This is a genomic window from Pseudomaricurvus hydrocarbonicus, assembly GCF_011602365.1.
GTDB lineage: Bacteria > Pseudomonadota > Gammaproteobacteria > Pseudomonadales > Cellvibrionaceae > Pseudomaricurvus > Pseudomaricurvus hydrocarbonicus.
In genome coordinates this window covers 245516-259169 of the sequence record NZ_JAAONZ010000004.1, presented here as the reverse complement: position 1 = coordinate 259169, position 13654 = coordinate 245516, and the positions used below count along the sequence as shown (strand labels likewise).

Below are 13654 nucleotides of genomic sequence, written 5' to 3'. Positions count from 1 at the left end.
TTGAAATGTTAGGCTTGTAGCGTAATTTTTGACAACACCTAGGATGGATATATGACAGGGCAAGTTGCCAAGGCCGGTTCCACGGTACTGATTCCCGTTTTTGTCCCCGCTGTTGTGGTGATTGTTCTGTTGGTGATTGGCACCATCAGCAATCCCGAATTGGCCGGCGCATTCTTTCAAACCACACTGGCGTATATCACCAATACTTTTGGTTGGTTTTATATGTTGTCGGTGGCATTTTTTCTTATGTTTATTGTCGGTGTGGCACTGACACGGTGGGGACACATCAAGCTGGGCCCCGACCACGCTGACCCGCAGTACAGTTTCCCGGAGTGGTTTGCGATGCTGTTTTCAGCAGGTTATGGCATCGCGTTGCTGTTTTTTGGTGTGGCAGAGCCGGTTTTGCACTACGCATCGCCACCGGAGGGGGCGGCAGAGACGGTAAACTCCGCCAAGCAAGCCATGCAAATTGCTTTCTTTCACTGGGGCTTTCACATTTGGGCGATCTACGGTCTGGTGGGATTGGTGCTGGCATATTTTGCTTTCCGGCACGGTCTTCCGCTTTCCATTCGCTCGGCGCTTTACCCTCTGATTGGTGAAAAAATATACGGCCCTATCGGACACGCTGTGGATGTGTTCGCCATTCTCGGTACCCTGTTCGGCATCGCGACCACTCTGGGCTTGTCGGTGACGCAGATTAATGCAGGCCTCCACTATTTATGGCCCCAAATCCCGGTGAGTACTTTTGTGCAGGTGGTTACGATTGTATTGATCACGGGCCTCGCTATTTTTTCTGTGGTGGCGGGCATGGATAAGGGGGTAAAACGGCTGTCCATCGTGAATATGCTGCTGGCGATTTCACTGATGCTGTTTGTCTTTATTGTTGGACCCACGATCCATATCCTGGAAGCATTCCTGCAAAATACAGGCAGCTACCTCAGTAATGTGGTTGAGCGTACTTTCAACTTGCAGGCCTACAGCCATTCTGACTGGATTGGGAACTGGACGCTGTTTATTTTTGGCTGGACCATTGCGTGGGCGCCGTTTGTCGGGTTGTTTATCGCGAAGATCAGCCGGGGGCGTACCATCCGTCAGTTTGTCATTGGAGTCATGCTGGTTCCGTCATTATTTACCTTTCTGTGGTTTTCCATTTTTGGGGATACGGCGCTCAATGAAATCATGAATGAGGGCTATACCGTGCTGATCGGCGAAGTGCAGAATAATCAGGCCATTGCGCTGTTTAAGCTGTACGAAATCCTGCCAATGAGTTCGATTTTATCGTTTGTGACGGTGTTGTTGATCATAACGTTTTTTGTCACCTCCTCGGATTCCGGCTCCCTGGTGATTGATTCTCTGGCCTCTGGCGGTGCACTGGAGACACCCATATGGCAGCGGGTATTCTGGGCCTCTACCGAGGGTATTGTTGCTTCTGCCTTGCTGTTGGCCGGTGGATTAAGTGCCTTGCAAACGATGACGATCGTCAGTGCGCTGCCTTTCTGTGTGATCATGATTGTTGCGGCCGTGGGTATGTGGCGAGCACTGATCATTGAAGGCCACCATCAGCAAAGCTTGAAAACCGATCTGCAACAGCGCTCTCTGGCAGCCAATGGCCGCAGTTTGTGGCGCCGGCGCTTGCATGATCTGGTGACCTTCCCCGAACGCAATGAAGTCAAGGAGTTTATGAATTCGACGGTCTGCAAAGCCATGCATCGGGTTGAGCGCGAGCTGGTGAAGGAGGGCTGGCAGGCTGAAGTCCACATGGACGAGGATTTCAATCGTCTTTATCTGGAAGTCATCAAAGAGGAGCAGGTGGACTTTATTTACGAAATTCGCATGATAGAGCACCTGTTGCCGGACTATGCTTATCCTCAGATGCCGCGGGATCACGATTACGGTAAACACTACTACCGAGCCGAGGTTTTTCTGCGGCGGGGCGGTCAGTGCTACGATATTTTTGGGCTTGATCAGCAGGACATTATTACTGACATTCTGGATCAGTTTGAAAAGCATCTGCATTTTCTGCATATATCACCCGCGATTCTGCCTTGGAAAATGGAAGCACATGATGACATGCTGGTGACGCCACCCGAGCCTCCGGAAGTGGCGCCTGGGGTGGCGAGCTCGGCAAGGAAGTCGGAGACGGGGGTATTCGACCCTAAATAACATGGCAGCCTAAGGGCGCCCCTGGACCTTCTTTGCGATCATCAGGTTTGCTACTAGGGTGTCTGGTGGGGCCCAGGAGTGGTCGCAATACGCGAGCGGCTCTTAAATTTGTCGGCTATGCCGCGTCACCGCAAAGGTTGGTCGAACAGGTCAAATACATCCCGTATGGCCCTATGCGCCGTTCATCCCTGTGGCAGCTGGAACCAGACTTCAAAACCGCTCGCCCACCACGCCAGAGCATTTGAAGCCCCCTCTGGCGATCAATGCTGGGTGGTGTCACGGACTATGGTTCGCATTGGCCCGCGCTTTGAACGCTGGTTGCAGCGCCCGGCTATGGTTCCCAAATCGCTGCCGAGATACCTTCACAGCATCAGGTTGACTCCGGCCAGCACCAGTACGGCAGAGGATATCCAGATCAGCGCTTGGCGAGGGCCCAGTATCTTTTCTACCGCAACCCAAAGGGCCAGCCCAAATATCCAATACAGGTTCATGGCGCCGCCGACGAACAGTAATAACATCAATAACCAACAACACCCCAGGCAATACCCCCCGTGGTGAAGGCCAATTTTGAACGCACCGCTCAGCCCTTTTTGCCAGTGTTGACTGAGAAACATGGCCGGAGTTCGACAATACTGAAGGCAGCGGTTTTTAATGGGCGTCAACTGGTAGAGGCCGGCGAGAAAGAGCAGTGACCCGGCAACGACAGGTTGGGTGATCCACATCATCATTTGATCAACCATTTGGAGCTTTTCCAGAAAGGCATGCAGCAGCACAGCGGCCAGACTGAATCCCCCCCAGGCCACTAAATAGCCGGCTGTAAACAGGCCGATGGCCAGGGATGGGGGGTGGTGCGGGTAATAGAATCGGGTCATCCGCCCGTACAATAAAATCATCGGTGAGGCACTGGGGAGCATCATGGCAATCATCATAACCCACCACATAAAAAACATGATCAGGCTGTAGCGCCCGTCCCAATTGCCCGTCGTCATAGGCTCCATTGTGGACATGGTTGAAGGCGGCAGGGCGCTGTCGGCACGCACGGTGGACTGTGAGGTGTAGGGCAGATGCCATTCACTCATGGCGACCGGGGACATGCCCGTACCGGCACCCGCCCAGAGGTACCACCAGCTGAACGCGCAAAGGCCAATCAACAACAGAATGGTCAGCCTTTGTTCGTGTTTGGCGAGGCGTTCATACAGTGTGATAGAGACTGTATGCCCTGGCGCTTGTTGGCCCAGGGGTTGATTTGTGTGCTTCCTGCTCAGGCCACCGCTCACCGGTGTTTGGTGGTTTGCCTCTCCACCTTGACGGGGTGGTTCAATGCTCATTGTTCACTGTTCACTGTGAAAAGAGAGTTGGGCGTCAGTGCTTGATGATTCCCTGATTGTTCAGGTGGATCTCATTGAATTGACCATAGCTGTCTTTGAACGACAGGGCGATAGGGCCGTCGGACTTGCTGGTGCCTCTGCCCATTTCAGCAACAATGTATTCAAAGCCTGTCGCCAGATGTATTTGCGCCCGGTGCTCTTTGCCGGTGACGGGGTTCAGGATGGGCGAGCCTTTCATGTCTACCTGATCCCCCACGCGGATGTGACTTTGACAGTTTTCGATGTCTACATGAAATTCGATGGGCAGGAAAACGGGCTCCAGCACTTCGTCCAGTGTTGCCGCAAACACGTTCCAAATGGTCGCTCCGGGCTCGGTTTCCAGGCCTGACATGATGGTCAACAGAGCCGCTCTCTGTTCATCGGTGGCGGAGTCATCAATGATAATAAACGCTTTGCCGCCGCCTTCATGAATGGGGCCGGGCCATGTGAGCGAAGTGACTGCTTTCAATCCGCTGATGTCCGTCTCTCCAAAATGGCCGGAATTGATTTCCATGGAATGGATTGCCTCGCAATTGCCGTGGGTGGGCAGGGCATTGAATTGGCAGGGGCAGCCGTAATCACAGTTGCAATTGGTAAAAGAAGTGGCGTTAAGTTCCCAGCTGATCATGATAAGTGTCCTGTGGTTTGAGTCGCACGGCAGTGGGCAGTGCGACAGTGAACCAATGGTGTGGCTACTCGTGGGGCGTGTGCCGGGTAGCTCTAATCAGAGTAGATGACAATGTTAAATAAGGTAAAGTCATAGAAGTGCTATGGTTTTAAATTCTTTATAGGCATCTGCTCTTAATTAACGGCTCTATTTAGTAATGGGCATGGCCCGTGGATTGAAGGGGGCATGGCCCATGGAGCCGGGCAGGTTCGGGTCTGGTGGGCTCAGAACCGTTGTGCCAGGGATAAGGCGCTGACCTGGTAATTGTTAGATTGCCTAGGCTGAACAAAGAAGGTATTCTAATTGGTAATAAATCTCATTTATCTGTTCGGTTGTATTTCGCTTTATGACATCAATTACCAGTGTTTCCGGCAGTGACGACAATGCCCTGCAATCCAGTTTTCGTACTCTTGATCAATGCAACAAAGGCGAGTGCTTGCGCTTGCAGGACTTGGTTGCGCAACCCGCTTTTGGTGAACACGATGAAGAGGTCACTTTAAGGCTTAAAGAGCTGGGGTTTCTGCCAGGCACAACCATGACGGTGTTGGGATATGGTTTTTTGGGCCGAGACCCCATTTCGGTTAAGGTTTCTGGGACGAAATTCGCTTTGCGCCGCACCGAGGCCAGTAAGCTGGTGGTGACGACACTGGAGGCGCAGGCATGAGTGATTTCATTCGCTTTGCCCTGGTTGGCAACCCGAACTGTGGAAAAACGTCGATCTTTAATCACCTGACGGGTGCCCGTGCCAAGGTGGCCAATTATCCGGGTGTGACCGTTGAGCGCCGGCTCGGGCCAATCACTGGCATCAGTGAAAACGTCGAGCTGGTGGATTTGCCGGGCACCTACAGTCTGCATGTCTCTTCCCTGGATGAAAAGGTTGCCCGGGATATGATCCTTGGGCAGCTGGCCGGTGAAGCTCCCCCCGATGTTCTGGTCGCGGTTGTCGACGCCACCAATCTGAGGCTGGGATTGCGCTTGGTGCTGGAGCTTGAAAAGCTGGGTCGACCAATGATGCTGGCACTCAATCAGGTGGATGCAGCCAAACGTCGCGGCATCAAAATTGACACCGAAGGATTGGCGGCGGCAATTGGCATACCGGTTATTGAAACTGTCGCACTGCGCCGACAGGGCATCGCTGCCCTCAAGGATGCCATTGCTCAGGCCGCGGAACTGCATAAAGGTCGCACGACCCAGGTCATCAGTGATGATCAGGCGCAGCGAACAGAATCCGTCGAGTCGTTGTATCACCGTATCGAAGGCCTGATGAATGCGAACGTCGAAATCCCAGCCGACAGAACCAACTGGCAAGACAGGCTGGATCGCTTGGTCATGCACCCGGTGGCGGGTATGGCGCTGTTATTTGTGGTATTGCTGACGGTGTTTCAGGCCGTATTTGCCTGGGCGACGCCGGCCGTTGACCTGATCGATGGCGGCTTTACAGGCTTGGGCGAACTGGTGGCAACCACCTTGCCAGACGGCATACTGAAAAATTTCATCGTCGACGGTCTGATCGCGGGTGTTGGTGGCGTGGTGGTGTTTTTGCCGCAAATTATCATCCTGTTCTTTTTCATTTTGCTGATGGAGGATTCAGGTTACCTGACCCGTGCTGCCTTCCTGCTGGACCGCCCGATGCGTGGTGTGGGCCTTTCCGGGCGCTCGTTTATTCCATTGCTGTCGAGCTTTGCCTGTGCGGTGCCGGGCATTATGTCGACCCGCACGGTACCGGATCCTCGTGAGCGTGCCATTGCCATTATGGTTGCTCCGCTCATGACCTGTTCTGCACGCCTGCCGGTTTACACCCTGATTATTGCAGCCTTTATCCCAAACGATACAGTGTTTGGTTTCTTTAATTTACAGGGCTTGACGTTGTTTGCTTTGTACATTGCGGGGATAGTCAGCGCTGCGCTGGTGGCCTGGGTATTGCGTTTGCGCAACACACGGGAAGAATATCCGCTGTTGCTGGAGTTGCCAGCATTCCGCTGGCCCTCAGCGTACCACCTTTTTATGGGCCTGCGGGAACGTACCTGGGTGTTCCTGCGTCGTGTCGGTACCATCATTTTGGCTCTCTCGGTCGTGTTGTGGGCGCTGTCGACCTTTCCGGCACCGCCTGTTGGTGCGGTAGGTCCTGCCATTGAATACAGTTTTGCCGGTCAGATCGGTCGGTTTATGCAGCCCCTGTTCGAGCCGATGGGGTTTACCTGGCAGATGTGCATTGCGTTAATTCCGGCAATGGCTGCCCGTGAGGTGGCGGTGAGCGCTCTGGCAACGGTCTATGCCGTGGGCGGCGATTCCGTCGAGATGGCTCTGGGGCAGACGTTGGGGAGCAGCTGGGGATTGCCGGTTGCTTTGGCTTACCTGGCCTGGTTTGTTTACGCGCCGCAATGCCTGGCGACCATTGCAGTTGTTCGTCGCGAAACAAACTCGGCCGCGGCCACCACCTTTTTTACGGTGTATCTGTTCGGCTTGGCCTACCTGGCGGCAGTGCTAACTTATCAAATCGCGACGGCGCTGCTGGGGTAAAGTTCATCCTGGCGGCATGAATAATAAATTCGCGGTAAATAGGAGGTATCTATGTGGCAAGAAGTGATCGTTGGTATTTGCGTGACCCTTGCTGTTATCGTGGTGGTTCGGCGCATGCTGCCCGGCAAAGCGGGTGGCTGTGGTAGTGGCTGCGGTGGCTGTTCTTCGCAGTCTGCCTGCACCTCCAGTCAGAGCCCGCCAGAGATCGCCAAGCTGGATGAACAGCGGGATGTACCCTGTGTTATTCGTATTCAGCCAGGCAGCTCTGCCTGATTCCCTGACCGGTCAGGGGGGCTGTCTCAGCCCCCAGTTGACTCTTTCCGCAACAGTTCTGCTTTTTAAAAGGTGAGCCCGCGTTTTAAAAGGTGAGCCCGCGTTCAGCTCAGTGCGATTTGCCTTTTCCTGTTCGATAAACGCTCAGCTTCCGGCGTAACCCCACCGTTGTTCACAGCTCCCTGTTGGTTTTTTGATGCTCTAATGACTATGTTTAAAAGGCGCCGTGTTTAAAAGGCGCTGTGTTTTGACGGGTGTGCCACTTAACGGGGTCCGCTTTCGGCAAACGCCGGTCATTGATGGATTGCCAAAGTTCAACACGCGGGTGTGTTTTGACGGGGTACCTCATCTGCAAATCATCTGAACCTGCACAAGGAGAAATGCCATGGTGGCTCGCAGTGTGTTTGTTGCCGCGATCAGTTGCTTTATTCTGGGGTTTTGTGTTGCCTCACAGGCTGAGGGGAACAGAGACGGTAAATGGGAAGCGTCGATGCAGGTGTTTTTCACCGGTAAGGAAAAGGTATCAGGGGCAAATCAGTCTTCAATTGATATCGATGGGGATTTTGGCGTCGGATTTGGGTTTGCGTTCAATTTAACCCAGGCCTTTTCCCTGGGGTTGGACCTGTCTTACTACAAGCCCGCTTACCAGGCTGTGTTTAATACAGACGAAGTCGGTCTGGTTGCCGTTGATCATGAAATGAATGTCAACACCGGTATGTTTAGTGCCACTTGGCACGCAGTGCCGGGGCCGCTTACTCCGTTTGTCCGGGTTGGCATGGGGTGGGCCTATATCGATTCGAACATATCTGACGGGCCGCCGGTGACCGGCTGCTGGTGGGATCCCTGGTATGGTTACATTTGCAGAAATTACTATGATACCTACGATGACACCGCTTTCACTTACGGAGCGGGAGTCGGATTTCGTGTTGAATTTGACCGGCACTTTTTTGCCAGGGGGAGTATTAACTACACCGTTGTCGAGGCCGAGAACGACTTTGATCCGGGCGTGAGTTCGATACGCTGTGAACTGGGCTGGATGTTCTAGGGGGGGCTCGATGAGGCAGAGGGCGCTCTATGCCGTATATTATTGCCGGTGATGCCCTCTGGCCTTGGGCCCCTGACCTGAATCCGGGGCGTGGGATTTTTTTGGCAAACCCAAAGCTTATACGAGCTTTGAGAGCGCGGTGCGGATCTGGTCGGGTATGGGGGTCGGACGGCGCGTGTCACGTTTCACGAAAACGTGGGTGAAGGTCCCGGTGGCGCAGGCCTCTGTTTCACCGCTTCTGAAGATGCCTATCCCATATTCCACCGAGCTGTTGCCCAATCGATTCACCCGCAAGGCGCCTTCGATTTTCTCTGGGTAGGTAATTGCACGGTGGTAGTTGCACTGTGAATTCACCACAAAGGCAATAGCGTCCCCGTCGTGTATGTCCAGATTGCCGGCATCAATCAAGTAACTGTTGGCAATCGTGTCGAAGTAAGAGTAATAGGTTACATTGTTCACGTGGCCGTAGATGTCGTTGTCCATCCAGCGGGTAGTAATGGGCAGAAAAAAGCCAAAATCACTACGCTGTAAAATGTCGTTCATGGGGTGTCCTTTGGGGTTCTGGAATAAGAATCATACCGTCTGGGCGCGCTTAAAAAGCGGCCTGGTAAATGGCCAAGGCGTCGCTTTCTGTCACTTCCCGGGGGTTGTTGATCAATAATCGCTGTTGCAGCATGGCATCTGAAGCCAAGGTGGTGAGCGATGCTTCAGTGACGCCGGCTTCACTGAGTGTTGAGGGCAGGCCGACAGTTTCAATCAGCTTTTCCAGATAGCCAATCAGTGCATTTGTTTTGTCGGCGTCAGTCCTCAAATTTACCTCCGGGCACAGAATGTCACACAATTCAGCGTACAGCGGGGCTGCATGCGGGGCATTAAAACGCAGCACGTGTGGCAGCACCAGAGAGTTGCTGAGCCCGTGGGGGATGTGAAAGTGCCCGCCCAGAGGGTAAGCCAGTGCGTGAACGGCAGCCACCGGCGCGTTGGCAAAAGCCTGACCTGCCAGGCAGGCTCCCAGCAGCATGTTTTGTCGGGCCTCCAGGTTGTTACCGTCTTTAACCGCCGTGACGATATTGGCTCCCATCAGACGCAGTGCTTCCCGGGCCAGCATGTCGGAATAGGGGTTCTTTTTGTGAGCGCTGGTGTAGGCTTCAATGGCGTGAACCATGGCGTCTATGCCCGTAGCGGCTGTGACATGAGGCGGTAAGCCGCGTGTTAATTCGGCGTCGAGCAGGGCAATGTCGGGCAGCAGAACGGGGGACACGACACCGGCTTTAGTGGTTTCACCGGTGGTAATGATGGCCACCGCAGTGACTTCGGAACCGGTTCCGGCCGTGGTGGGTATCAACATCAGCGGCAGGCGTTGCCCTTTGACCTGATCAACTCCGTAAATGTCCTCCAGTTTTTCCTCCGAGCGGGCCAGTAACGCAATGAGCTTGGCAGTGTCCATGGAACTTCCGCCGCCAAATCCGATAATGCCATCCGCCTGATGCTGTTTAGCCACTTTGAGTGCGGCAAAAACAATCGCTTCAGCCGGGTCAGCGACAACCTGGTCATAGACTGCGTGGGCCAGATTGCTGGCCTTAATGACCGTTTCCAGCTGTTCCAGCAGACCAGCGCCGACGATTCCCTGATCCGTGACAATGAGGGGCCGCTGTACCCCAAGAGCCTCGCAGTGAGTGGCCAAGTCATTCAGACTGCCTGGGGCATTGATGAGCGTCTTGGTTGTGGTGAAACTGAAGTTATTCATGTCTGAGCTCTCTGTATTGCCTGCTTGGTGGCGTGCGGCGGGCGGTGGTTGTGATCATGACTGGCCAGTCGCTGTATACTGTTAATTGACACTGCCCGCACCGTGGCATCGCTTAAATCTGGCCGGGGACCCACTGCACCGGCGGTTCTGGCGTTGGGCATTGTGCCAATTCATGTTGTATATGAAAAATTTATATTTAAAATACCCTTATAAGCAAAATAAATAATGCCTGAGGGCAAAATGTCCTCAAATTAAATCTCAACAGCTGGCCAGAGTATGTCATTACAGTCATTTGACCTTAACTTATTGAAAACCTTCGATAGCCTGATGGAAACCCGCAGTGTTTCATTAACTGCACAGCAGCTGTCTTTGACCCAGCCGGCCGTGAGTAACGCCCTGGCGCGCTTGCGGCGTTTACTGGATGACCCCTTGCTGGTCAGGACCAGGCAGGGGATGGAGCCGACGGAGCGGGCACTGTCGCTCAAAGCACCAATCAAAGAGGGGTTGCGGAAGCTGGAAGGGGCGTTATTGCCTACAAATGCCTTTGACCCCAGTCAGATTCGCAGACGTTTCACGCTGGCGGCACCGGATTTTATCGGGGTGGAGTTGCTGAGCCGGTTATTGCCGCGGTGGAAAAAGATTGCTCCCTCCATTTCGATTGCTGTCCATCACCTGGGACCTGAAACCCCTGAAAAAGGCCTGGAACAGGGCAGTGTGGATCTGGCCGTCGGTCGCTTTTTGGACGTTCCATCCCGCTTTAACCGGCAATCGTTACGCACCGATAAACTGGTGTGTTTGGTTGCCCGGGATCACCCGTGCCCGAAGCAGTCCCTGAGCTTAAAGGATTTTCTGGCTCTTCAGTTTGTGTGGGTCAGTAACAGCGGCCGCCGGGGCATGGTGGACCACTGGCTCGATCAAAAAAATGTCCAGCGGGATATCTCGGTAGTGGTGAGCACCTATACCTCCGGGGCCATGTTGGTGGCCGAGAGCCAATACGCGATGGTCATTGCCGGCAGTTATGCCGACTATTTTAGTGAGCGTCTGCCAGTCAAGGCTTTGCCGATGAATTTTGACCCGGGCCAATTCACCATTGATATGCTCTGGCATCCGTTCAGTGACGGCGACACCGCTCAGCGCTGGTTGCGCAATGAAATACTGCTGGTCTCAGACCACAAACTGAAAAGTTGAAGCATTAGTGCCTGGGCTTTACACCTTGGTGTCCGTCAGAGTCGACATGGCGACCGCTCTTGCATCAAAATAGAAACCACATGAACTTGTCGCCTGATTTTGCTTTAAGGCCACTTTCCAGCTAGTTGATTTAAATGAGAAAAGTATGAATATAAGACCTCGTCGCTCAGTGCTTTATATGCCAGGTTCCAACAGCCGGGCACTGGAGAAAGCCAAAACGTTAGCGGCTGACACACTGGTATTGGATTTGGAAGATGCGGTGGCGCCGGAGCAAAAAATAGCCGCCCGAGCGCAGGTGGTCGATGCCGTAAAAGCCGGGGGGTACGGTTACCGGGAGATGGTCATTCGGGTTAATGGTCTGGACACTCCGTGGTCTGAGGACGACATACTGGCCGTGGCCAGCGCTCCGGTTGCAGCAGTTTGTGTTCCTAAGGTGGAATCGCCAGAGCAGGTGCTGCGCGTGGTTGAGCTGTTAAATCGGGGGGGCGCGGATGAATCCGTCACGGTTTGGGCGATGATTGAAACGCCCAGGGGGCTGGTGAATGTTCAGGCCATCGCCGCCTCGCATCCTCGCTTGAGTCTGTTGATGATGGGGACGTCGGATTTGGCCAAAGAGATGCGTATTCCCCATACCCCGGACCGCATCGGGTTTATTGTCGCGCTGAGTGAGTGTGTCTTGGCTGCTCGCCTGAATGGTCTGGATGCCCTGGACGGTGTGCATCTGGATTTGCACGACCAGGAAAGTTTGCGCTTAATCTGCGAGCAAGGCCGAAATCTGGGGTTCGATGGTAAAACCCTGATTCACCCGAATCAGATTGCGGTGACCAATGAAGTGTTTGGGCCTGAACCCCAGGAAGTCGATCGTGCCGAGCGTATTATTGCGGCCTTCACCCAGGCCGAATCCGAGGGCAAGGGGGTTGTGGTTGTGGATGGCAAGTTGGTGGAAAACCTGCATGTAGAAGAAGCTAAACGGACTCTGGCGATCGCGGCAGCCATCGCCAGCATGCAAGGTTGAGCGGGCTATCAAGCGACAGAAGAGGGCAGGTGATAGAACCGGGCTGCGGGCCTTCAAACGAAACTGCGGGGTGGTCAGCCAGGGAGTGATTTGCGGTAAGCAAGAGCCAGACAGGCTGGGCACTCAGCCCAGCGGCGTCACCTCCGTGACGACGAGGCCTTCCTGCTGACGGACCCACCTGACGTTCAGGTCGTAGAGCGCCATGCCATAAACCCTGGCTGCTGTGTGCGCACAAGCGTTGGTGTTGTGATAGGCCGGCTCTGGCTGCTGGCTTAAAACCTGCGTAATCAGGGTGTGAAGGCGAGGGTACTTCTGTTCAAGGTGGGTGATCTGCTCGCTGGCCAGCGCGCTAAACTCAATTTTGTCCAGAGTCACTGGAGCTTCCTGAGCGTAGTCGCCCCGCGCATCCGGGTGGGAATCCGCGTACGGGATATAGGGCTTAATGTCCAGAATCGGGGTCTGATCCAACAGGTCACCACCACCGATGTGAACTTGCCACTGGCCGTTGACCTGTTTGATGTCTTCCAGCGTCACCACCGAAAGACCGATGGGGTTGGGCCGAAACGGGCTGCGGCTGGCAAATACCCCGACTTTTTGGTTGCCGCCCAGTCTGGGTGGCCGGACCATGGGTTTCCAGTCGGCACGCAGGGCTTCGTGGAAGACAAAGACCAGCCAGAGGTGACTGAAACCGGACAGCCCGCGCAGAATTTCTTCCCGATTACAGTCGCTGCGCAGCCTGATATGAGACTGTGCTGCGGTCACCAATCCGGGTTGGCGGGGGATGGCAAATTTTTCTTTGTACGGGCTGTGCACCCAGCCTATGGGCTCGAAATGATAAGGGCACAGCTTGTGGTCAGTCGGTGAGTTCACGGCAACAGGGGTTACGAAGTTGAGACGAGCAGGTTCGGCTGGTCGATGGGGCGTTTATGTTGCTGCAGGCTGCCCGATGGCTCTGCTTCCAGCCACCAGAGGTGATCGTGCCAGTCGCCCAGTACGATGCGCTCCCCCTCGCTGCCTGTCAGTTTAATCGAGTGCCGGTCGGGGCGGTGCGTGTGGCCATGGATCATGCGGGTGACCCGATGGTCTTCCATCTCACGAAGGACTTCACTGGCCGTTACGTCCATGATGTCCTCGGCTTTCAGGCTGGTCATGGATTTACTTTGTTCACGCAACTGCCTGGCAAGGGCCCTGCGGGCTTCAATAGGCTGGGCAAGTAATTGCTGTTGCCATTGTGTGGAGCGTGCCTGCAGACGAAACGCCATGTATTCCTCATCCTTGGTGCACAGGCTGTCTCCGTGCATTAACAGCGTTGCGGTACCGTAAAGGTCAATGCGGGTCGGATCATCCAGCAGAGTCGCTCCACACTGCCGGGCGAACTCCTCTCCCAGTAAAAAATCGCGGTTGCCAACCATCAGGAACAAGGATTTACCGCTGTCGGTATAGCGTTTCAGCAGATTGACGATGTGCTGATTGAAGTCGTTGCGGTCATCGTCGCCAATCCAGGCTTCAAAAAAATCCCCCAGGATATAGAGCGCGTCGGCGCTGGGGGCGATCTGGGTCATAAACCGCTCAAAGGCTCCGGTAATGTCCGGGCGGCTGGCATCCAGGTGTAAGTCAGAAATAAACAGTGTGGTCATGATGTGGGCAAGGCTGTTGTTGACGTGGTATA

Annotated in this window: 13 protein-coding genes; 7 read left to right on the top strand and 6 right to left on the bottom strand. The window is 54.3% G+C overall.

The annotated features are described in order from the left end of the window. The first annotated feature begins 51 nt into the window (after window positions 1-51). Entirely contained in the window at window positions 52-2163 is a 2112-nt protein-coding gene (locus G8770_RS07795) for a BCCT family transporter (RefSeq protein WP_167184328.1), read from the top strand. A gap of 362 nt (window positions 2164-2525) precedes the next feature. Here the strand turns inward: G8770_RS07795 and G8770_RS07790 are convergent, their stop codons facing one another. Next, complete coding sequence (locus G8770_RS07790; protein WP_167184325.1) at window positions 2526-3491, bottom strand: DUF2182 domain-containing protein; 966 nt, start codon at window positions 3489-3491, stop codon at window positions 2526-2528. Window positions 3492-3525: 34 nt separating this feature from the next. After that, window positions 3526-4158 carry a DUF1326 domain-containing protein gene (locus G8770_RS07785; protein ID WP_167184322.1) on the bottom strand — a complete coding sequence of 211 codons (633 nt, stop codon included), beginning with the start codon at window positions 4156-4158 and terminating at the stop codon, window positions 3526-3528. Between the two features lie 385 nt (window positions 4159-4543). Here G8770_RS07785 and G8770_RS07780 point away from each other — a divergent pair, with 385 nt between their 5' ends. The 4 genes from G8770_RS07780 (at window position 4544) to G8770_RS07765 (ending at window position 8035) form a co-directional block, all read left to right on the top strand. Then, on the top strand, window positions 4544-4861 hold the full coding sequence (locus G8770_RS07780; RefSeq protein WP_167184320.1) for a FeoA family protein: 318 nt from the start codon (window positions 4544-4546) through the stop codon (window positions 4859-4861). Further along, window positions 4858-6717: a ferrous iron transporter B gene (gene feoB, locus G8770_RS07775; RefSeq protein ID WP_167184317.1), complete on the top strand. Its 1860-nt coding sequence runs from the start codon at window positions 4858-4860 to the stop codon at window positions 6715-6717. The genes G8770_RS07780 and feoB overlap by 4 nt, the downstream gene beginning before the upstream one ends. Window positions 6718-6768: 51 nt before the next feature. Next, entirely contained in the window at window positions 6769-6990 is a 222-nt protein-coding gene (locus G8770_RS07770) for a FeoB-associated Cys-rich membrane protein (protein ID WP_167184314.1), read from the top strand. A gap of 385 nt (window positions 6991-7375) precedes the next feature. After that, window positions 7376-8035, top strand: coding sequence for an outer membrane protein (locus tag G8770_RS07765; protein ID WP_167184311.1), 660 nt, complete (start codon window positions 7376-7378; stop codon window positions 8033-8035). 117 nt (window positions 8036-8152) lie between these two features. Here the strand turns inward: G8770_RS07765 and G8770_RS07760 are convergent, their stop codons facing one another. Both G8770_RS07760 and G8770_RS07755 read right to left on the bottom strand, forming a co-directional pair. After that, a complete protein-coding gene (locus G8770_RS07760; protein WP_167184308.1) occupies window positions 8153-8578 on the bottom strand; it encodes an acyl-CoA thioesterase in 426 nt (141 codons plus the stop codon). Between the two features lie 49 nt (window positions 8579-8627). Beyond that, on the bottom strand, window positions 8628-9782 hold the full coding sequence (locus G8770_RS07755; RefSeq protein WP_167184305.1) for an iron-containing alcohol dehydrogenase: 1155 nt from the start codon (window positions 9780-9782) through the stop codon (window positions 8628-8630). A 276-nt stretch (window positions 9783-10058) separates the two neighbouring features. On the opposite strand from G8770_RS07755, the gene G8770_RS07750 reads away from it, so the two are divergent. Both G8770_RS07750 and G8770_RS07745 read left to right on the top strand, forming a co-directional pair. Further along, complete coding sequence (locus tag G8770_RS07750; protein ID WP_167184302.1) at window positions 10059-10970, top strand: LysR family transcriptional regulator; 912 nt, start codon at window positions 10059-10061, stop codon at window positions 10968-10970. Between the two features lie 145 nt (window positions 10971-11115). Then, window positions 11116-11985, top strand: a complete 870-nt coding sequence (locus G8770_RS07745; RefSeq protein WP_167184299.1) for an HpcH/HpaI aldolase/citrate lyase family protein — start codon at window positions 11116-11118, stop codon at window positions 11983-11985. A 123-nt stretch (window positions 11986-12108) separates the two neighbouring features. Here G8770_RS07745 and tsaA read toward each other — a convergent pair whose 3' ends face one another. Together tsaA and G8770_RS07735 are read right to left on the bottom strand one after the other, a co-directional pair. Beyond that, window positions 12109-12855: a tRNA (N6-threonylcarbamoyladenosine(37)-N6)-methyltransferase TrmO gene (gene tsaA, locus G8770_RS07740; RefSeq protein WP_341771101.1), complete on the bottom strand. Its 747-nt coding sequence runs from the start codon at window positions 12853-12855 to the stop codon at window positions 12109-12111. An 11-nt stretch (window positions 12856-12866) separates the two neighbouring features. Next, entirely contained in the window at window positions 12867-13622 is a 756-nt protein-coding gene (locus G8770_RS07735) for a UDP-2,3-diacylglucosamine diphosphatase (RefSeq protein WP_167184295.1), read from the bottom strand. Window positions 13623-13654 lie beyond the last annotated feature (32 nt).